Here is a 19,966-nt window from a genome sequence, read left to right as displayed (position 1 = left end):
CGTCAGTCGTGGGTCACACCGTCTCCGGCTCCGTGAGCAGCGGGTACACGCCGTTCTCGTCGTGGTCCTCGCGGCCCGTCACCGGCGGGTTGAACACGCACAGGCAGCGGAAGTCCTTCTTGATGCGCATCGTGTGCTTCTCGTGCCCGTCGAGCAGATACATCGTGCCCGGCGTGATGGTGAACTTCTCGCCGGTCTCGTCATTGGTCAGCTCGGCCTCGCCCTCGGTGCAGACGACGGCCTCGATGTGGTTGGCGTACCACATGCTCGTCTCCGTACCGGCGTAGAGCACGGTCTCGTGCAACGAGAAGCCGACGCGCTCCTTGGCGAGCACGATGCGCTTGCTCTCCCAGGTGCCCGACGCGGCCTTGACGTGCCGGTCGGTGCCTTCAATGTCCTTGAACGAGCGGACGATCACGGTCAGTCAGTTCCTCTTCTGTGCGTGCTGTACGGGTGCGGTGCGGGTGGTGTACGAGGACGGGGTGCCGCGCGGGCGTCCGCTCAGGCGGTCTCGCGGACCGCGCGGGCGAGTGTGCGCAGGCCCTCGTCCAGTTCCTCGGCCGTGATGGTCAGGGCCGGGAGCAGCTTGACGACCTCGCTCTCGGGGCCGGAGGTCTCGATCAGCAGGCCGAGTTCGAAGGCGCGCTTGGCGATGGCGCCCGCGCGCGGCTTGTCGCGGAACTCGATGCCCCAGACCAGGCCGCGGCCGCGGTACTCCGCGATGGCGTCGCCGTTCTCGTCGGCGATCGCGACCAGCGCCTGCTCGATCTGCTCGCCGCGGGCCTGGGTCTGCTTCTCCATCGCCGAGCCGTCGGCCCAGTAGGTCTCCAGAGCGGCGGCGGCCGTCACGAACGCCGGGTTGTTGCCGCGGAAGGTGCCGTTGTGCTCGCCCGGCTCCCACACGTCCAGCTCCGGCTTGAACAGGCAGAGCGACATGGGCAGGCCGTAGCCGCTGATGGACTTGGACACCGTCACGATGTCCGGCACGATGCCCGCCTCCTCGAAGGAGAAGAACGCCCCGGTGCGGCCGCAGCCCATCTGGATGTCGTCGACGATCAGGAGCATGTCCCAGCGCTTGCAGACGTCGGCGAGCTGCCGCAGCCACTCGGCGCGCGCGACATTGATGCCGCCCTCGCCCTGGACCGTCTCCACGATCACGGCGGCGGGCTGGTTCAGGCCGGAGCCGGAGTCCTCCAGGAGGCGCTCGAACCAGATGAAGTCGGGGGTGCGCCCGTCCAGGTAGTTGTCGAACGGCATCGGCGTGCCGTGCACCAGCGGGATGCCCGCCCCCGCCCGCTTGAAGGCGTTGCCGGTCACCGCGAGCGAGCCCAGCGACATGCCGTGGAAGGCGTTGGTGAAGGACACGATCGACTCGCGGCCCTTGACCTTGCGGGCCAGCTTCAGCGCGGACTCCACCGCGTTGGTGCCCGTCGGGCCCGGGAACATGACCTTGTACGGCAGGTCGCGCGGGCGCAGGATCAGGTTCTGGAACGACTCAAGGAACGCGCGCTTGGCCGTCGTCGACATGTCGAGGCCGTGCGTGACGCCGTCGCGCTCCAGATAGTCGATGAGGGCGCGTTTGAGGACCGGGTTGTTGTGGCCGTAGTTGAGCGAGCCGGCCCCCGCGAAGAAGTCGAGGTACTCATGACCGTCCTCGTCGAACATGCGGCTGCCCTGCGCGCGGTCGAAGACAGTGGGCCAACCGCGGCAGTAGCTGCGCACCTCCGACTCCAGGGTCTCGAAGACGCTCAGGTCGGGCTGGGTGATGGTCACAGCGGATCTCCTGGGAGATGGATTGATCGAGGGGTTCTGAGTGGACTGGGATCGTGCCGGGGGCATGTGACGGTGCGTCAGGCCTCCGGCGGCGCGGCTGCCGGCCGGTCAGCGGAACAGTGGGGCGATGTCGTACAGGACCTCGGGCTCGTGCCCGCCGTCGTCGCCGGGAAACAGGGCCGCGTCGAACAGCACGGTCCGCTCGACGCGCGCGCCGTGGCGCTCGGCGAACGAGGTGAACAGGCGCTCGGAGGCGGTGTTGCCCGGCGAGATGGTCGTCTCCAGGGCGTCGAACCCGGGATGGGCGGCGACCTTCGCGGCGAGCCCGTCGAGCAGCGCACCGGCGAGGCCGCGGCCACGCTGCGCGTGGTCGACGGCCACCTGCCAGACCACCAGGGTGCGCGGCTTGTCGGGGCGGACGTAGCCGGTGATGAACCCGACGGGCTCGCCGTCCGCGTCCCTGGCCACGACGGATGTCGCCGCGAAGTCGCGGCACCACAGCAGGTAGCTGTACGAGGAGTTCAGGTCGAGGACCTTCGAGTCGCGGGCGATCCGCCAGATCGCGGCGCCGTCGGCGACGTCCGGGCTGTCGAGCCGCAGGCCCTCGGGCATTTCAAGGAATTTCGCTTGCAGGTCGGTCGGTAGATCGGCTTGTGCAGCGGTCATGCGGATTGAATTTACCGAGCAATTTCTGGGATTGCATCGGGGGAAGGGGTTACGCGCGGCGCATTCATATGTTATCACGCAGGCGCGGGCGCCCGCATGAGCGGCTGGGGTTTTGTGGTGTTATTGCCGGATTTACTTCCGGCAAAACGGACCGCCTGTGGAGTGCGTCACAGCAGCGTAATCCCCGCGAGACGTGCCCGAATTACGGCGTTTGGCGCTGGCGAAATCTTAGTGTTTAGGCCCTCGGAAAGCGGGCAGAAGAATACGGGAAGCTGCACTCATAAAGAATTCATGAAAGCGCACGGGATAATTGCCCTGGAGTGCTTTATCGCGGCGCGTGAATCGCGTTTCTCGGCGGTGCCGGACGGGCCGTCCCGGAGGGAAGAGCCCGTCCGGCGATTGAGGACGGGGCGCGGAGCGCCGATCGGCGCTCACCCAGGCTTACGCCCAGGTGTCGGTGACGGCACGCCGGGCGGCCTCCAGGTCCACGGCGAGCCCGACCTCGCCCATCGCCGCGCCGAGCGCCGCCAGCGAGGCGTGCACCACGCCGCGCGTCGCGTCCGGGCCGTAGTGGTTGACGCGGATCATCTCCTTGGCCAGCGCCCCGCCGCCCGCCACCAGCGGAAGCACCGGGTCGGCGGCCAGCGCCCGCGCGACCAGGTCGGAGGCGTCCACGCCGTGCGGGGCCCGCAGCGTCGTCGCGACCGGCGCGGCGTCCGCGGCCTCGTACACGTACGGCTCCAGGCCGCCGCCGAGCGCGAGGGCGCCCGCGCGCGTCGCCGTCGCCGCCGTCGCGTGCCGCCGCATCAGCGCCCCAAGGCCCTCCGCCTCGATGCGCTCCACACACGCCTCCAGGGCCAGCATCTCCAACTGCGCCGGGGCGTGCAGGAGCGCCTTGCGGCCGCCGTCGATCCAGCGCTCCTTCCAGTCCAGGAGGGAGAGGTAGGAGCGGCGCGGAGCCTCGGGGTTCGCGGCCATGCGCTGCCAGGCGCGCTCGCTCACCGACACCGCCGACACGCCCGCGGGGCCGCCCATCGCCTTCTGCGCGCCGATCACGCACAGGTCCACGCCCCACGCGTCCGGCAGCAACGGCTCGGCGGCCACCGAGGCCACCGCGTCCAGCATGAACAGCGCGCCGTGCGCCCGTACGACCTCCCCGATCTCCGCCACCGGGTTGGTGTTGCCGGTCGCCGCCTCCGCGTGCACCAGGGACACGAAGTCGATGTCCGGGTGCTCCGCGAAGGCCGCCTCGACCTGCGCGGCCGTCACGGCGGTGTGGAACGGCACCGCGAGGTCGACGACGCTCGCGCCGCAGTCCCGCAGCCAGTTCCCGAAGGTCTGCCCGTACGGGCCGGTGATCACGTTCAGGGCCTTCGTGCCCGGCCGGGCGGCGCCCCGGATGCAGCCCTCCAGGGGCAGCAGCGCCTCGCCCTGCATGATCACGACGTCCTGCTCGGTGTCCAGGAGCCGGGCCACCCGGTCCTCGATGGCGGCGAAGTGCGCGGCGCCCAGCGGCGCCAGGTCAAGGAAGGGGTGGGTCACGCTGCTGCTCGCTTCGGTAACGGGGTCTGTACGGCGGGTCGGTGAGGCGGCCCCGGGGCTCGGCCCCTGGCCTCTCGCCGTCGAGCGTACCCACCGCCCCGGTCAGCCCTGTCGCCTCCCACGCTGCTGTCTAAGCTGACGCACATGAGCGAACGCGCGGTGCTGCACGTGAAGGGGCGGGTGCTCGTAGGGCCCGAGGACGTACGCGACGAGCTGTGGGTGGTCGGCGGGCGGGTGACCTACCGGCGGCCCGCCTCCGCCGCCGGGGACGTGACGACCGTTCGGGGCTGGGCGCTGCCCGGCCTCGTCGACGCGCACTGCCACGTCGGCCTCGACGCGCACGGGCCCGTCGCGCCGGACGTCGCCGAGAAACAGGCCCTCACCGACCGCGACGCGGGCGCCCTGTTGCTGCGCGACGCGGGCTCGCCCTCCGACACCCGCTGGATCGACGACCGCGAGGACCTGCCGAAGATCATCCGCGCCGGGCGGCACATCGCCCGCACCCGCCGCTACATCCGCAACTACGCCCACGAGATCGAGCCCGACGACCTCGTCGCCTACGTCGCCCGCGAGGCGCGGCGCGGCGACGGCTGGGTCAAGCTCGTCGGCGACTGGATCGACCGCGACGCCGGGGACCTCACCGCCTGCTGGCCGCGCGGTGCCGTCGAGGCCGCCATCGCCGAGGCCCACCGGCTGGGGGCCCGCGTCACCGCCCACTGCTTCGCCGAGGACTCCCTCCGTGACCTCGTCGAGGCCGGCATCGACTGCGTCGAGCACGCCACGGGCCTCACCGAGGACACCATCCCCCTCTTCGCCTCCCGCGGCGTCGCCATCGTGCCCACCCTCGTCAACATCGCCACCTTCCCGCAGCTTGCCGCCGGGGGCGAGGCGAAGTTCCCCCGCTGGTCCGCCCATATGCGGCGGCTCCACGCCCGTCGCTACGACACCGTCCGCGCCGCCTACGACGCCGGTGTCCCCGTCTACGCCGGCACCGACGCCGGCGGCGCCCTCGCCCACGGCCTCATCGCCGGGGAGGTCGCCGAACTCACCAAGGCCGGCATCCCGGCCGTCGACGCGCTCTCCGCCGCGGTCTGGCGCGCGCGTTCCTGGCTGGGGCGCCCCGGGCTCGTCGAGGGGGCTCCCGCGGACCTCGTCGTGTACGCGGAGGACCCACGCGCCGACGTCAGGGTGCTGGCCGCGCCTTCGGCGGTGGTGGTGAACGGGAGGGTGGTGGGCTGAGCCCGGCCCCTGCGGGGCTCCCCAGTCCCGCCCCTTCCCGAACCCGGTGGCCGCGCCCCCGGCCCCCTCGCCGGGCTGCCGTTCGAGCCAGGAGAGGTGGTCGTCGTGGAAGCGCGGGTCGACGCGCCGGTCCCGGGCGGCGTGCAAGTACCCGTCGTGGAGGGTCACTTCGTCGAACCCGATGCGATTCCGCTCGGGGAAGGCGTGCGGCTTCCCGATGGCCCGCGTCTGATACCCGTGCCGTCCGAACTCGGAGGCCAGCGTGACCGGGTACTCCCACGGCACGCCGTCCCGGTAGCCGGTGCGGCGGCGCGAGGTCCGCGCGAGGCCGGTGTGCAGGGCGGCGCGGGCCGGGATGCACGACGGCGCGGCGGAGCACGCCTTCTCGAACCGGGCGCCGCGCCCCGCCAGTTGGTCCAGGTACGGCGTGCGGACCAGGGGGTGCCCGGCGGCGGACAGGAAGTCGCCGCGCCACTGGTCGGCGGTGATCAGGGCGACGTTGCGAGGCATGCGGCTCCTGTTGACGGAGGGTGACGCGACGGGGTCCGGCTCGTTGTACTTGAATTTGCCGCGCCACCGGCTGTCAACGTGACGATCACGCTTGTCACCGGCACGTGCGGGGTGAGAGAGGCCAGAGGGAACGCCCGTGCCGGCAGATTCGAATACATCGGCGGAAACTTCTCCTTGGGGTGAACTCACGTCGCGTTGCTGACTGTTCACTCTCAGTGCGTAAAGATTCCGGGAGTCGGGAGGGCGCCGCCAGGCGCATCCCGGCCTCCCTGGTGCCGCGCGCACGCGATGTCCCCGTGTGGCGTGCGCGGTTGGTACTTCCGTGACTCATGTGAGGGTTCCACCACCTTGACCAGCAACGCCTTCCGCAGACTGCCCGGGCGCCGCATCGGCGCGCTCACCGCCGCCACCGTCGTCGCCGCGGGCTCCGCGGCGCTCTCCACCGCGGGCACCGCGCACGCCACCGACGACCACCGCGGCGGCCGCGCCGACGCCGTCGTCCTGCGCACCGGCCTCAACGTCTCCCTGCTCAACAAGACCGTGAACCTCCCGCTGAACGCCGTCCTCAACGAGGTGTCCGCACCCGCGAGCGCCCAGAAGACCGCGCTCACCGCGAAGTTGGACGGCGTGGACGGGGGACGCCCCTTCAGCGTGCTGCGCGCCGACGTCGCGACCGCGCGGGCCACCGTGAAGGGCGGCACGGCCGAGGGCTACAGCAACATCGCCCGCGCGAAGGTGCACCTGCCCGGTCTGCCGCTGCTGCCTCTCGTCGAGGTCGACCAGGTGACGTCCAAGGCCCTGTGCGTGTCCGGCAAGCGGCCCGTCGCCGACTCCAAGCTCCTCGGCGGCGTGACCGTGCTCGGCAAGCGCGTCGCGGTGAAGGCCGCGGGCACCACCCAGGTGTCCGTCCCCGGCGTCGGCGACGTCCGGCTCGACCTGTCGTCGACGCGCACCACGTCCCGTACGGCCGCCGCGGTCGCCCTGCGCCTCAAGGTGTCCGTGGACCCCCTGAAGCTCGGCGTCGCGGCCGTCGACGGCACCGTCACCCTGGCCGGCGCCACCTGCACGACCCCCGGCCCCGGCCCCAAGCCCCTGCCCGAGCCCCAGAAGGCGGGCCCCGCCCCCCAGGGCAAGCCCGCCCAGCCGGTAGCCGCCAAGAAGGAGGCCCCCGACGACAACCTCGCGGAGACCGGCGGCAGTTCCTCCACCCCGTACGTGGCCGGGGGAGCGGTGGCCCTGGTCCTCGCCGGGGGCGGCGCCCTCGTCCTGGCACGGCGCCGCCGCTGAGGTCGGGGCCCTGCCGGGGCTCCCCAATCCCGCCCCTTCCCGGCTGTGACAATGTGCGGCTCCGCCGCGTGGGGGGCTCCGCCCCAGACCCCGCTCCTCAAACTCCCCCAAGCTCTCAAGGAGCAGGGGGGACCCCCACGAGGGGCTGGATATGCCGCCGGTGCGGCAAGATTTCAGCCCGTCCGGCGCTTGAGGACGAGGCGCGGAGCGCCGACAGCGGGGGTCCGGGGGCGCAGCCCCCGGGTTCGGGAAGGGGCGGGACCGGGGAATGCCCCGCAGGGCCCCACCCCTTCAGGCCCCAACACACACCACCCCCCGCAAAGCCCCCAAAAACGCATCCGTCGTCCCCCGGTCCCGCACCGCGACCCGCAGCCACTCCGCCCCGAGCCCGGGAAACGTATCGCCACGCCGCACGGCGAACCCCCGCTCCCGCAACCGTTCCCGCACCACGAGCCCGTCGGCAACCCGCACCAAGACGAACGGCCCCTCCGCGGGACCGGCCACCGACACACCCGGCAACTCGCCGAGCCCGCCCACGAGATGCCGCCGCTCGGCGGCCACCCGATGGGCCACATGCCCGGCCTCCGCGAGCGCGCGCGGCGACACACACGCCTCCGCCGCGGCAAGCGCGGGCGACGACACCGGCCACAGCGGCTGCGCGCGGGACAACTCGGCGACGACCGCCGGGTCGGCGAGGACGTAGCCGACGCGGAGGCCCGCGAGCCCCCACGTCTTCGTGAGGCTCCGCAGCACGACGAGACCGGGCACATCCACCCGCCCGGCGAGGGCCTCCCGCTCGCCCGGCACGGCGTCCATGAACGCCTCGTCCACCACGAGGACCCGCCCGGGCCGGGCGAGCCGGACGACGTCCGCGGCGCGATGCAGCACCGACGTGGGGTTCGTGGGATTGCCGACCACGACGAGGTCGGCGTCATCGGGCACCAGACCCGGATCGAGCCGGAACCCGTCCTCGGCCCGCAGCAGCACCCGCCCCACCGCGTGCCCGGCGTCCCGCAGCGCGGCCTCCGGCTCGGTGAACTGCGGATGCACCACGACGGGCCGCCGCACCCGCAACGCCCGCGCAAGGAGCACGAACGCCTCGGCGGCTCCCGCCGTCAGGAGCACCCGCTCCGGCGGAACCCCGTGCCGCGCCGCCACCGCGGCCCGCGCCGCCCGCCCGTCGGGGTAGGCGGCCAGGCCGTCGAGGGACGCGGCCACGCGACTCTTCAGCCACGGCGGCGGCGTCCCGGCACGGACGTTGACGGCGAGGTCGACCAGATCGCCCTCGCCCCGCACCTCCACGTCCCCGTGGTGCCGCAGGTCGACGTCGGGCCCGGCGACGGCCGCCGCCGGGCCGTCGGCGACCCCGGCCTCAGTGGGAGTGCGCATGGTTTCCGTGGTGGCCGTGGCCGTGGCCGTGGCCGTGACCATGGCCGTGGTGATGGTGGCCGTCGTCGTCGGGGTGGAAGTGCGGCTGCTGCGGCAGGCCCACCTTGTCCTCGAAGCCCGGCAGCGCCACCCGGTACACACAGGTGTCGCAGTTCATCCGCAGATCCCCGCCCACGGCCTCCCGGTACCGCTCCATGACCAGCTCGACCAGCTCCTCCTCGGGGCCGATCACATCGGCGGACCGCACCTCCACGTCGGGGTGCGCGGACGCCCAGCCGTCGGTCTGCTGCCGCACCCGGTCCGGCAGGATGCCGGTGAACAGGAAGTACGGCAGGACCACGATCCGCCGCGCGCCGAGCGCCACGCACCGGTCGAGCCCCGACGGCACGTCGGGCGCGGCGAGCGACACGAACGCGGTCTCCACGCCCGCGTACCCGCGCCCCTCCCACAGCAGCCGCGCCGCCTTGAACACCTCCGAGTTGGCGTCGGGATCCGTCGAGCCGCGCCCCACCAGGAGCACGGTGACGTCGGCCCGGTCCTCGGGCGTGCGCACGGTGTCGCCGAGCGCCTCGTCGAGCCGCCGCTCCAGGACCTTCAGGATCGAGGGGTGCGGGCCCAGCGGACGGCCGTAGGAGTACGAGATGCCGGGGTGGCGCTCCTTCTCGCGGGTCAGCGCCGCCGGGATGTCGCCCTTGGCGTGCCCGGCGGACACCAGCATCAGCGGCACCGCCGCGAACCGTTTCACGCCCCGCTCGACGAGTTCGGTCACGGCTTCGCCGAGCGGCGGCGGCGACAGCTCGATGAAGCCGCCCGCGACGGGCAGTTCGGGGTTGCGGCGCGCCAGTTCCGCGACGAAGTCGCGGAACGCGGCCGCCCCGGCGTCGTCGCGGGTGCCGTGTCCGGCGATGAGCAGTGCGGGCGGGGTGGTCACTTGTTCTCCTCGGGTCGGATCCCGGCGCCCGGCGCCGGGGGGTGGTACAGCAGGGCGTTCAGAGCGGCCGACGCGACCGCCGAACCCCCCTTCTCGGACACGTTGCTGACGGCGGGAAGCCCGCTGGCACGCAACGCCTCCTTGGACTCGACGGCGCCGACGAAGCCGACCGGGAGGCCGATCACGAGGGCGGGCCTGGCGTCGAGCAGCAGCAGTTCCTCCAGGGCGGTGGGCGCGCAGCCGATCACCCAGAGCGCGCCGGGACCGACCTGTTCGTACGCGAGCCGCACCGCGTGCGCCGAACGCGTAAGGCCGGTCGCCGACTTGGCGTCCTTCAACCGGCACACCGTCTCGCGCCGCGTGATCCCGGCCGCGACCATCTCCACGTCCACGACGACGGGCGCGCCCGCGTGCAGGGCGGCGTGGCCGCGTACCAGCGACTCCTCGTCCGTGACGAGGTCCCGCGCGTACTCCAGGTCCGCCGCGGAGTGGATGACGCGCTCCACGACGGCGCGCGTCAGCGGCGCGAAGTGCGAGGTGTCGAGCCGGGACCGCAGCCGCCGGAACGACTCCTGCTCGATGGGGTGCACGATGCGTTCCCCTGTGCTCATCGCTGTCACACCCCCTGCCAGCGGTAGCCGCGCGGCGTCACCATGCGGCCCGCGATGGCGCGGGTCGCGGTGTTGCCGACGGTCACGACGGTCATCATGTCGACGCTGTCCGGGTCGAGCGCGGCCAGCGTGGTCAGGCGCACGCTCTCGTCGGGGCGCGAGGCGTTGCGTACGACCCCGACAGGCGTCGTCGGCGCCCGGTGCTCGGCGAGCAGCGCCAGGGACTTGGGCAACTGCCAGTCCCGGCCGCGGCTGCGCGGGTTGTAGAACGTCACGACCAGGTCCGCCTCGGCCGCCGCGCGCACCCGGCGCTCGATGACCTCCCACGGCGTGTGCAGGTCGGACAGGCTGATCGACACGTGGTCGTGGCCGAGCGGCGCGCCGAGCAGCGCCCCGGCGGCGAGCGCGGCGGTCACTCCCGGTACGCCGACGACGTCGATGTCGTCCCCGGCCTCGGCGAGGGCGGGCGACGCCATCGCGTACACGCCCGCGTCCCCCGACCCGATCAGCGCCACCGCCCGGCCCTCGCGGGCCTCGGCGACGGCGGTACGGGCCCGCTCCTCCTCGGCGCCGAGCCCCGACTCGACGACCCGGGTCCCCGGCCGCAGCAGATCGCGGATCTGGTCGACGTACTGGTCGAGGCCCACGAGCACGGCGGCGCGCCGCAGTTCGTCGCGGGCGCGGGGCGTGAGCAGGTCCCGGGCGCCGGGCCCGAGCCCCACGACGGCGAGCCGCCCCCGCGCGGGCCGCCGCACCACGGCACACGTGGCCATGGCGGGCCTGCCGTCCGCCCGCTCCGACTTCCGCTTCGGCACGACGAGTTCACCCCCGTCGCGCAGCGCCGCGGCCTCGGCGACGGACGGCGTCCCGACGGCGGCGAGCGGCGCCCCCGAGGGGTTCGGCACGTCGACCTCGGCGAGTTCCTCGGCGGTATACGTCACCAACGGCACCCCGAGCCGCGAGGCCGCCTCGACGATCCCCGCCTCGTCCCGCTTGGCGTCGACGGTGGCCAGCTCCCGTACACAGAGAGCCGAGAGCCCGGCCGCACGCAGCGACTCCCGGACCAGCCCGAGCACCTCGTCGACGGGCGCCCCCTTACTGGCCCCGACCCCCACGACAAGCGAGGGCGGCCGCAACACGACTTCGCGCAGCGCGGGCTCAAGCGTCCGGTCGGACACGCGCACCACCGGCTGCTCCCGCCGCGCCCCTTCGTCCCGCCCGGCGGGGCTCCCGCTGCCTGCCGTCCCCTGCTGTGGCTGGTCGCCCAGCCCCGGGTGGCGGCCACCGTCCGTCTCCCGCCGTGGGCAATCGTCCCGCAGGGCGATAGGGGTCTCCCCTGGTCGAGCGGAGCCGAGAGCTTGGGGAAGGGTGGGCACAGCCCCGCCGGAGGGTGCCATGACGTTCGACGGAAGGGCGGGAAGGGGCCACGCCAACTCCGCCTCCAGGGCGACGGCCTCCCCGTCCAGCATGGCCCGGGTCACCCCGGCGACATCCCCCTCCACGGGGAACCCGAGCATGTCCAACCCCGGCACGGCCACCGCATCCGTGGCGGTAGTGATCACCGGCTCGGCCCCGAGCACCTCCCCGACCTCCCGAGCCAGCGCATTCGCGCCCCCGGCATGCCCGCCCAGCAGGGCGACGGCGAACCGCCCGCCCTCATCGACACACACGACCCCCGGGTCGACCCCCTTCCCCGAGAGCAGCGGCGCGGCCAACCGCACCACGGCCCCGGTGGCGAGAAAGCACACCACCTGCTCGCACTCACGAAAGGCCCGCTCGAACGCCTCCCGTACGGGCCCCTCGTACACCCGCGTACGAGCGGGCCAAGCCGAGGCCAACCGCTGACAGGCGCCCCCGCCAGACTTCGTGCCGGAGATCAGGCCGATCACTGAACTACCCCTTCGGTAAAGGAAGTTGAACCAGAGGGCCCCGCGCCCGGCACAGCCGACCGCGTACCCCACAGCAGAAACACCGGATTGGTCGCGGCGAGCCGCGTGACCTCACCCGGCAGCGGCGCGAGCCGCGACGACTGCAACAGCACCCCGTCGCAGTCGAACCCCGCCCCGAGCAGCGCCGCCCGCACCGCGGGCACCCGGTCGACCGCGGCGAGGGACACCACCACGGCCCGCCGCGCCCGCCGCGCGCACGCGGTGACGATGGCGGGCAGCTCGCGCCCGCCACCGCCGACGAACACGGCGTCGGGGTCGGCGAGGTCGGACAGGACGGTGGGCGCCGCCCCGTGCACGGCGAGGACGTCGACGCCGTGCGCGGCGGCGTTGGCGCGGACACGCTCGATGCCGTCGGCGGTCTTCTCCACGGCGGTCACGGCGGCGCCGAGCCGCGCGCACTCCACGGCGACGGAGCCGGAGCCCGCGCCGATGTCCCACACCAGGTCGCCCACGCGCGGCCCGAGCCGGGCGAGCGCGAGGGCCCGCACCTCGAACTTGGTGATCATCGAGTCCCGGTGCGCGAACTCGTCCTCGTCGAGCGCCCAGCGGCCGGGCCCGGTCCGCGGCCCCGCGACGGTACGGGCGGCGGCGGTGACCGCCCGGTCCTCGTCGAGGCAGAGCACGACGCCGACCGCGGTGCCCCAGTCGCGGGCGGCGGCCTCGGCGGGCGTGACGCGCTCCACGCGTTCTCCGGCGGGGTCGCCCAGGGCGGTGGCCACGACGAGCGTGCGGCCCTCCGTGCGGCGGGCCAGCTCGGCGCCGAGTTCGGCGGGGCCGCTGCCGGGGCCCGTGAGGACGGCCACCTTCGGGTGGGCGCGGCATGCGTTCACCGCCGTGCGCAGGGCGCGGCCGTGGGCGCTCACCACGACTGCGTCGTCCCAGGGGAGGCCGACCCGCGCGAACGCCGTTGCCACGGAGGAGACACTGGGCCGGACGTCCAGGGCGTCCGGCCCGAAACGATCCGCCAGCGCGCGCACTATGCCGAAGAAGCCCGGGTCCCCGGAGGCGAGCACGACCACGCGTGCCGCGTGCGTGGGCGCCGCCGATCGGCCTGCGGCCTCGTCCTCAATCGCCGGACGGGCTTCTTCTGCCTCGCCCTCGGCGGTCAGGGCCTGCTCGATCGCCTCCAACGCCGGGGCCAGCGGACCGAGCACGACCCGGCGCACGTCCACCGGAACCTCGGCCGCCGCAAGATGGCGGTGCCCGCCCACCACGAGGGCGGCGTTCCGCACGGCGGCCCGTGCCGTCGCGTCGAGGGGCGCCCCTGTCCCCGTACCGAAGACCGTGATCACCGTTCGGACCTCTCCGCGCGGAGGGCGGCGCGGGCCTCGGGGTCGGCCTTGCGGAAGCCGTGGAAGTGGCCGGGGTGGTAGAGGTGGGAGCGGGTGCCGTGGGCGCCGAGCGCGGGGCCGACGAGGAACAGGGTGTGCTTCCACAGCCGGTGTTCCTTCACCGTCTCCTCCAGCGTCTCGATGGTGCAGGTGAGCACCAGCTCCTCCGGCCAGGTGGCCTGGTACGCGACGACGACGGGCGTGGTCGTCGGGTAGCCGCCCTCGAGGAGCTCCCGCACGAGCTGGCCGCTGCGCGCCGCCGACAGGAACAGCGCCATCGTCGTGCCGTGCCGCGCGAACTCCCGCACCTCCTCGCCGGGCGGCATCGGCGTCTTGCCGCCGCCGAGCCGGGTGAGGATCACGGACTGGGCGACCTCGGGAATGGTCAGCTCACGCCCGGCGATGGCGGCGACCGCCGAGAACGACGACACGCCCGGCACGATCTCCGTCTCGACGCCGAGCGCGACGCACCGGTCGAACTGCTCCTGCGTGCCGCCCCACAGCGCCGGGTCCCCGGAGTGGATCCGCGCGACCTTCAGGCCGTCCCGTGCGGCCCGCTCGTACACGGCCACGACGTCCTCCAGGGACATCACCGCCGAGTCCAGGATCTCGGCGCCGTCGCGGGCGTGCTCCAGGACGTCGGCCTGCACGAGGCTGGCGGCCCAGATCACCACGTCGGCGTCCGCGATGGCCCGGGCGGCCCGGAAGGTCAGCAGGTCGGCGGCGCCGGGACCGGCCCCGACGAAGGTCACCTTGCCGGTGGGGGCGGCGTCGGCCATGAGGGAGTTCCTCTCGTACAGAACAGAACGGGGACAGAGCGGGGACTGAAGAAGGGATGTGCGGCCCGGGGACGGGGCCGGGGGAGTGGCCCGTGGGGCCATGGGGCCGCCGCGCGATGCGGGGGCGGGCTCAATCGGCTAGCAAGAGCGCATGGCGGTGTTCGTGGCGCTCGGCGCGTTCGTGATGACACTCGTCGGCGGCTGGACCGCCGGGCGGGTCACCGACCGGCGCCATCTGGTGCTCGGCCTCGCGGGCGGCCTGATGCTCGGCGTGGTCGGCCTCGACCTGCTGCCGGAGGCGCTGGAGGCGGCCGGCGGCCCGGTCTTCGGCGTACCGGCGGCGCTGCTCCTCGCCGTCGCGGGCTTCCTGTTCGCGCACGTGGTGGAGCGGCTGCTCGCGCTGCGCAGGTCGGCGCACGGGGCGGACGAGCACCCGGGCGGCCGGGCCCCGGAGGTCGGCCTGACGGCGGCCGCGGCGATGGTCGGCCACAGCGTGATGGACGGGGTCGCGATCGGCGCCGCGTTCCAGGTGGGCGGCGGCATGGGCGTCGCGGTGGCCGTCGCGGTCATCGCCCACGACTTCGCGGACGGCTTCAACACGTACACGATCACCCGGCTGTACGGGAACGCGCGCCGCAAGGCCGTCGCGATGCTGTTCGCCGACGCGGTGGCGCCGGTCGTGGGCGCGGCGACCACACTGGCCTTCACCATTCCGGAGCAACTGCTCGGCGGCTATCTCGGCTTCTTCGGCGGCGCCCTGCTCTACCTCGCCGCCGCCGAGATCCTGCCCGAGGCCCACCACGACCACCCGGCGCGCTCGACGCTGCTGTGCACGGTGGCGGGGGCGGCGTTCATCTGGCTGGTGGTGGGCATCGCCGACTGAGCCGCGCACGTCGGCGCGGGCCCGTGGCCGTGCGGTGGACGTCATAGTTTCCCGCCCCGCCCGCCCTCGCGCCGCGCGGGCGCGATGAGCGTCGACAGATACGGCAGCGGCCCGTCGCCCAGCTCGGCGGCGCCCCGGATGGACTCCTCGGGCAGCCCGAGCGCCGACCCCCACACCGCGTCCTCGGTGCGCCCCGTCTCCCGCAGCGCCGCCGCGACCTCGTGCGCGAGCCGCCCGAACTTGTACGCCACCACCGTCCCGGGCCCGGCGAGCGCGTCCTTCAGGACGGCGGCCCCGGCCGTCACCGGCACCAGCGTCAACGGCTCCGTGCCCTCGGTGAGCACGGCTCCACTGCGCGCCGCCAGGTCCTGCATGGCGGTGATCCCGGGCACGGTCTCGACACCGACGCCCGGCACCAGCTCCGCGATGGTCTGCGCGAGATAGGTGAACGTCGAGTACACATTGGGGTCGCCGATCGTCGCGAACGCCACCGTGCCGCGCTCCCGCAGCAGCTCGGCGACGCGCTCCCCGGCCGCGTCCCAGGCCGCCTCGCGCCGCGCCCGGTCGGTGCGCTCGTTCAACGCGAACACGACCCGGACGACCCGCTCCGCCGGAACGTAGTGCAGCACCGTCGCCTCGGCGCGGCCGCGCTCGCCGGTGTCCATGACCGGTACGACGACGACGTCGGCGCCGCGCAGCGCGTTCACACCCTTGACGGTCACGAGCTCGGGATCGCCGGGTCCGACCCCCACCCCGATCAGCCTGCTGCCGCTGCCACTCATGCCTTGCACCTCTCCACGAACCGACGGGCGATCCCGGGCTCGGCGGCCCAGTGCGTGTGCAGATAACTCGCGTGCACACCCCGTTGTACGAAACCTTCGACGCGCCGTTCAGGAGCGTGCAGCCCCCAGGCGGGAGCCGCCCCCGCGCCCGGCTCCACGACCGTGCGGTGGAATTCGTGCCCGCGCATCCGCGTGCCCACGCCCGCGAGCACACTGTCCGACACGGCGACGGCCTCGCGGTACCCCAGCGTCAACCGCTCCGACATCCGCGCCGTCGCGTCAAGGACCCCGCACATCGGCTTCCCGTCCAACTCCCGCGCCAGATACAGCAGCCCCGCACACTCGGCGGCGACCGGCGCCCCACCGGCGGCCAGGTCCGCGACGGCTTTCCGCAACGGTTCGTTGGCGGACAACTCCGGCGCGTACACCTCGGGGAACCCGCCCCCGATGACGAGCCCCCGGGTCCCGGGCGGAAGCTCTTCGTCGCGCAACGGATCAAAGGTCACGACGTCGGCCCCCGCGGCGGCGAGCAGCTCGGCGTGCTCGGCGTAGGAGAAGGAGAACGCGGCGCCACCGGCCATGGCGACGACAGGCCCATGACGACCGCGGGACCGGTCCGACACCCCCTGCCCGTCCGGCGTGCACCCCTCAGCCTGCCCCGGCGAAGTTTTCAGCCCGTCCGGCGTTTGAGGACGAGGCGCGGAGCGCCGATTCGAGGGAGGACTGTCCCACCCGCCACGGGACCCCCACCCCCGGGGTCCAGGGGCGCAGCCCCGGTTTCGGGAAGGGGCGGGATCGGGGAACGCCCCGCAGGGATCCCACACCGCACCCGACAGCGGCGCCGCACCACGCGCCAGAGCCAACACCGCCTCCAGGTCACACCCCTCCCGCACCTGCGCGGCCAACGCGGCAACAGAGGCCAAAGCCTCCCCCCGCCGCTCGGCAACAGGCACAAGCCCCAAATGCCGAGAGGGCGCCCGAACCTGCGGCACCCGCCGCAACGCACCCAGCACCGGCACCCCGGAAGAATCCAACGCCTCCCGCAACAACTCCTCGTGCCGCTCCGACCCCACCTTGTTGAGAATCACCCCACCGACCCGGACCTCCGGATCCCACGAGGCGAACCCGTGCACGAGCGCGGCCACGGACCGGGACTGCGACGAGGCGTCGACGACCAGCACGACAGGAGCCCGCAGCAGCTTCGCGACATGCGCGGTGGAGGCCAGCTCCCCCTGCCCGGAGGCCCCGTCGTACAGCCCCATCACACCCTCGACAATGGCCAGATCACACCCGGCGGACCCGTGCGCGAACAAGGGACCGATCAAGTCGGGTCCGCACAGATAGGCGTCGAGGTTCCGCCCCGGCCGCCCGGTGGCCAGCGAGTGATACCCGGGGTCGATGTAGTCGGGCCCGACCTTGTGCGGGGACACGGCGAGCCCGGCCTCCGTGAAGGCGGCCATCAACCCCGTCGCGACCGTCGTCTTCCCACTCCCGGACGCCGGCGCCGCGACCACCAGACGTGCTACCACTCGATGCCCCGCTGCCCCTTCTGACCCGCGTCCATCGGATGCTTGACCTTGGACATGTCGGTGACGAGGTCGGCGTACTCCACGAGCTGCTCCGGGGCGTAGCGCCCGGTGATCACCACGTGCTGGGTCCCGGGCCGCTCGCGCAGCACGGACACGACCTCCTCGACGTCGATCCACCCCCAGTGCAGGAGGTAGGCGAACTCGTCGAGCACGTACAGCCGGTACGTCTCGGCGGCGAGATCCCGCTTGACCTGCTCCCAGCCCTCGCGGGCCTTCTCCTCGTTGCTCTGCTCGCCCTCGGCGGGGGCGCGCTGGATCCACGACCAGCCCTCGCCCATCTTGTGCCAGTCGACGGACCCGCCCTGCTCGCTGGCGCCGAGCACCCGCAGCGCGTTCTCCTCGCCGACCTTCCACTTCGCCGACTTCACGAACTGGAACACGCCGATGGGCCACCCCTGATTCCAGGCGCGCAGCGCGAGCCCGAAGGCGGCGGTCGACTTGCCCTTGCCGATCCCGGTGTGCACGACGACGAGCGGCCGGTTGCGCCGCTGACGCGTCGTCAGGCCGTCGTCGGGCACGACACTCGGCTGTCCCTGCGGCATCAGGCGACCCTCCTCGCGGAGCCGTACGACTCCCGAACGTCCTTCACGAGCCCGGCGATCGAGTCGGCCCGCAGCTCCTCCAGCGTCACCGCGGTCCCGCCGAGCTCCCCGGCCAACCGCCCCGCGAGCCCCAGCCGCACCGGCCCCGACTCGCAGTCCACGACCACCGAGGCCTGCCCCTCGGCGGCGAGGAGCCGCGCGGCACGCCCGGCCTGCGCGACCGGCTCCACGCCCCCGGTGGCCCGGCCGTCGGTCACCACGATCACCAGCGGCCGCCGCGCGGGATCCCGTAGCCGCTCCACCCGCAGCACCTCATGGGCGCGCAGCAGCCCGGCCGCGATCGGCGTACGCCCGCCCGTCGGCAGCGACTCCAGGCGCACGGCCGCCGCGTCCACGGACGACGTCGGCGGCAACGCCACCTCCGCCCCCGTCCCCCGGAACGTCACGAGCCCCACCTTGTCCCGCCGCTGATACGCGTCGAGCAGCAGCGAGAGCACCGCGCCCTTCACGGCAGCCATCCGCTGCCGCGCCGCCATCGACCCCGACGCGTCCACGACGAACAGCACGAGGTTCCCCTCACGCCCCTCACGCGTGGCCTGCCGCAGATCGTCCCTGCGCACCACGAGCCCGCGCCCCGACCGCCCGCGCGCCCGCTGATGCGGCGCGGCGGCCTGCACGGTCGCCGCCAGGTGCAGCTTCGTGAGCGCCCCCCGGGGCCGCCGCGCACCCGTCGTACGCCCGTGCTCGGTCCGCGCCCGCGACCGCCGCCCGGCCGCGCCCTCACCGAGCCCCGGCACGCTCAACACCTTCGTCCGGAACGGCTCACCGGCGCGCACGGCCTGCTGCTCGCCAGCGCCGCCGCCCTGCGGCTGCCCGTCGTCGGCGGCTTCGGGCGTCGCGGCGGCGCCGTCACCGGACTGCTCGGGCCCGGAGTCCTGCGGCGGCTGCCCGCCCCCACCGTCGGGCCCGCCACCATCGGGGTCGGGCTCGTCGTCCCCGTCGCTCTCCCCGAACTCCTCCAGCGTCTCGTCCAGCTTGTCCTCGTCGAGCCCCGGCGCGTCGAAGGGATTGCGCCGCCGCCGGTGCGGCAGCGCGAGCAGCGCGGCCTGCCGCACGTCCTCGGCGAGCACGTCCTCGCGCCCCGCCCAGGCGGCAAGCGCCGTCGCGGTCCGCGCCATCACGATGTCGGCGCGCATGCCGTCCACCTCGAAGGCCGCGCAGGTCGCAGCGATCTGCCGCAGCGCCCCGTCCCCGAGCCGCACACGCGGCAGCAGCGCACGAGCGGCGACGATGCGAGCCCGTACGACACCCTCCTCGTCGCCCCAACGCGCCGCGAACCCGTCCGGGTCGTCGTCGTAGGCGAGCCGCCGCCGCACGACCTCCACGCGCTGGTCGGGCTCGCGGGACGCGGAGACCTCGACGGTGAGCCCGAACCGGTCGAGCAACTGCGGCCGCAGCTCACCCTCTTCGGGGTTCATGGTCCCGACGAGCAGGAACCGGGCGGCGTGCCGTACGGAGACGCCTTCGCGCTCGACGTAGGAGGCGCCCATGGCGGCGGCGTCGAGCAACAGGTCGACGAGGTGGTCGTGCAACAAGTTGACCTCGTCGACGTACAGGATCCCGCGGTGCGCGTCGGCGAGCAGCCCCGGCTCGAAGGCCTTCACGCCCTCGGCGAGCGCCCGCTCGATGTCGAGCGCGCCGACGAGCCGGTCCTCGGAGGCGCCGACGGGCAACTCCACCATGCGCGCGGGCCGTGCGGTCCCGGTGCCGGGCTCGTGCGGCCCGTCGGGGCAGGCCGGGTCGGGCGCCCCAGGAGCACACGAGAACCGGCACCCGGCGACCACGTCCACCTCCGGCAGCAGCGCCGAAAGCGCCCGCACGGCAGTGGACTTCGCGGTGCCTTTCTCGCCCCGCACGAGCACGCCGCCGACGGCGGGGGACACGGCGTTGAGGAGCAGGGCGAGCCGCAGGTCGTCTTGCCCGACGAGGGCGGTGAAGGGGTAGGGGGCGGTCATTCGTGGATCACTCCTTCGAGTGGATCACGCCGGAGCTGGCTCAGTGTGTGGCGGATTGGCGTCATGGTGGAGGTGTGGTCCTCGCTCACGCGGGGGTGATCCCAACGTCGACACTCGGGAACACGAGCTGGTCGACTGCTCCCCACGT

The 19,966-nt window shown here is 73.6% G+C and carries 17 protein-coding genes and 1 pseudogene; 3 read left to right on the top strand and 15 right to left on the bottom strand.

Annotated elements, in window-relative coordinates:
* Window positions 1-13 precede the first annotated feature (13 nt).
* The 4 genes from ACZ6BG_RS00460 to ACZ6BG_RS00445 form a co-directional block, all read right to left on the bottom strand.
* Window positions 14-418: an ectoine synthase gene (locus ACZ6BG_RS00460; RefSeq protein ID WP_030358882.1), complete on the bottom strand. Its 405-nt coding sequence runs from the start codon at window positions 416-418 to the stop codon at window positions 14-16.
* Window positions 419-501: 83 nt separating this feature from the next.
* Complete coding sequence (ectB, locus tag ACZ6BG_RS00455) at window positions 502-1,773, bottom strand: diaminobutyrate--2-oxoglutarate transaminase (protein ID WP_468460571.1); 1,272 nt, start codon at window positions 1,771-1,773, stop codon at window positions 502-504.
* Window positions 1,774-1,881: 108 nt separating this feature from the next.
* On the bottom strand, window positions 1,882-2,439 hold the full coding sequence (gene ectA, locus ACZ6BG_RS00450) for a diaminobutyrate acetyltransferase (RefSeq protein ID WP_468994677.1): 558 nt from the start codon (window positions 2,437-2,439) through the stop codon (window positions 1,882-1,884).
* 441 nt (window positions 2,440-2,880) lie between these two features.
* Window positions 2,881-3,981: a pyridoxal-phosphate-dependent aminotransferase family protein gene (locus ACZ6BG_RS00445; RefSeq protein ID WP_468994674.1), complete on the bottom strand. Its 1,101-nt coding sequence runs from the start codon at window positions 3,979-3,981 to the stop codon at window positions 2,881-2,883.
* Between the two features lie 144 nt (window positions 3,982-4,125).
* On the opposite strand from ACZ6BG_RS00445, the gene ACZ6BG_RS00440 reads away from it, so the two are divergent.
* On the top strand, window positions 4,126-5,220 hold the full coding sequence (locus ACZ6BG_RS00440; RefSeq protein ID WP_468994671.1) for an amidohydrolase family protein: 1,095 nt from the start codon (window positions 4,126-4,128) through the stop codon (window positions 5,218-5,220).
* 147 nt (window positions 5,221-5,367) lie between these two features.
* On the opposite strand, the pseudogene ACZ6BG_RS00435 reads toward ACZ6BG_RS00440, so the two are convergent.
* Window positions 5,368-5,730, bottom strand: a pseudogene (locus ACZ6BG_RS00435) (sulfatase-like hydrolase/transferase); the annotation flags it as partial.
* A gap of 348 nt (window positions 5,731-6,078) precedes the next feature.
* On the opposite strand from ACZ6BG_RS00435, the gene ACZ6BG_RS00430 reads away from it, so the two are divergent.
* Window positions 6,079-7,017, top strand: a complete 939-nt coding sequence (locus tag ACZ6BG_RS00430; RefSeq protein ID WP_468994668.1) for an SCO1860 family LAETG-anchored protein — start codon at window positions 6,079-6,081, stop codon at window positions 7,015-7,017.
* A gap of 291 nt (window positions 7,018-7,308) precedes the next feature.
* Here the strand turns inward: ACZ6BG_RS00430 and cobC are convergent, their stop codons facing one another.
* The 6 genes from cobC to cobM are packed head-to-tail and all read right to left on the bottom strand — an operon-like array spanning window position 7,309 to window position 14,007.
* Window positions 7,309-8,406 (bottom strand): Rv2231c family pyridoxal phosphate-dependent protein CobC, encoded by a 1,098-nt coding sequence (gene cobC, locus ACZ6BG_RS00425; protein WP_468994663.1) that lies wholly within the window; start codon window positions 8,404-8,406, stop codon window positions 7,309-7,311.
* Window positions 8,390-9,337: a sirohydrochlorin chelatase gene (locus ACZ6BG_RS00420; RefSeq protein WP_468994659.1), complete on the bottom strand. Its 948-nt coding sequence runs from the start codon at window positions 9,335-9,337 to the stop codon at window positions 8,390-8,392. The genes cobC and ACZ6BG_RS00420 overlap by 17 nt, the downstream gene beginning before the upstream one ends.
* Entirely contained in the window at window positions 9,334-9,948 is a 615-nt protein-coding gene (locus ACZ6BG_RS00415) for a precorrin-8X methylmutase (RefSeq protein WP_468994655.1), read from the bottom strand. Before ACZ6BG_RS00415 ends, ACZ6BG_RS00420 begins: the two co-directional genes overlap by 4 nt.
* A gap of 5 nt (window positions 9,949-9,953) precedes the next feature.
* Window positions 9,954-11,837, bottom strand: a complete 1,884-nt coding sequence (cobJ, locus tag ACZ6BG_RS00410) for a precorrin-3B C(17)-methyltransferase (RefSeq protein WP_468994651.1) — start codon at window positions 11,835-11,837, stop codon at window positions 9,954-9,956.
* Window positions 11,834-13,189 carry a precorrin-6y C5,15-methyltransferase (decarboxylating) subunit CbiE gene (gene cbiE, locus ACZ6BG_RS00405; RefSeq protein ID WP_468994649.1) on the bottom strand — a complete coding sequence of 452 codons (1,356 nt, stop codon included), beginning with the start codon at window positions 13,187-13,189 and terminating at the stop codon, window positions 11,834-11,836. Before cbiE ends, cobJ begins: the two co-directional genes overlap by 4 nt.
* Window positions 13,186-14,007 (bottom strand): precorrin-4 C(11)-methyltransferase, encoded by an 822-nt coding sequence (gene cobM / locus ACZ6BG_RS00400; protein ID WP_468994646.1) that lies wholly within the window; start codon window positions 14,005-14,007, stop codon window positions 13,186-13,188. Before cobM ends, cbiE begins: the two co-directional genes overlap by 4 nt.
* A gap of 151 nt (window positions 14,008-14,158) precedes the next feature.
* Between cobM and ACZ6BG_RS00395 the strand changes: the two genes are divergently transcribed.
* The gene (locus ACZ6BG_RS00395) at window positions 14,159-14,890 is read left to right on the top strand and encodes a ZIP family metal transporter (protein ID WP_468994643.1); all 732 of its coding nucleotides are present in this window, start codon (window positions 14,159-14,161) and stop codon (window positions 14,888-14,890) included.
* Between the two features lie 41 nt (window positions 14,891-14,931).
* Here ACZ6BG_RS00395 and cobI read toward each other — a convergent pair whose 3' ends face one another.
* From cobI to ACZ6BG_RS00375, 4 genes are read right to left on the bottom strand one after another with little or no spacing between them, the layout of a single operon-like run.
* The gene (gene cobI, locus ACZ6BG_RS00390; RefSeq protein WP_468994638.1) at window positions 14,932-15,672 is read right to left on the bottom strand and encodes a precorrin-2 C(20)-methyltransferase; all 741 of its coding nucleotides are present in this window, start codon (window positions 15,670-15,672) and stop codon (window positions 14,932-14,934) included.
* Window positions 15,669-17,201, bottom strand: coding sequence for a cobyrinate a,c-diamide synthase (locus ACZ6BG_RS00385; protein WP_468994636.1), 1,533 nt, complete (start codon window positions 17,199-17,201; stop codon window positions 15,669-15,671). Before ACZ6BG_RS00385 ends, cobI begins: the two co-directional genes overlap by 4 nt.
* The gene (cobO, locus tag ACZ6BG_RS00380; protein WP_468994631.1) at window positions 17,195-17,803 is read right to left on the bottom strand and encodes a cob(I)yrinic acid a,c-diamide adenosyltransferase; all 609 of its coding nucleotides are present in this window, start codon (window positions 17,801-17,803) and stop codon (window positions 17,195-17,197) included. The genes ACZ6BG_RS00385 and cobO overlap by 7 nt, the downstream gene beginning before the upstream one ends.
* Window positions 17,803-19,818 carry a putative cobaltochelatase gene (locus ACZ6BG_RS00375; RefSeq protein WP_468994628.1) on the bottom strand — a complete coding sequence of 672 codons (2,016 nt, stop codon included), beginning with the start codon at window positions 19,816-19,818 and terminating at the stop codon, window positions 17,803-17,805. Before ACZ6BG_RS00375 ends, cobO begins: the two co-directional genes overlap by 1 nt.
* Between the last annotated feature and the right edge of the window lie 148 nt (window positions 19,819-19,966).

The sequence above is a fragment of the Streptomyces sp. NPDC041205 genome (genome assembly GCF_055591765.1).
This window is presented reverse-complemented; position numbering and strand designations above follow the sequence as displayed.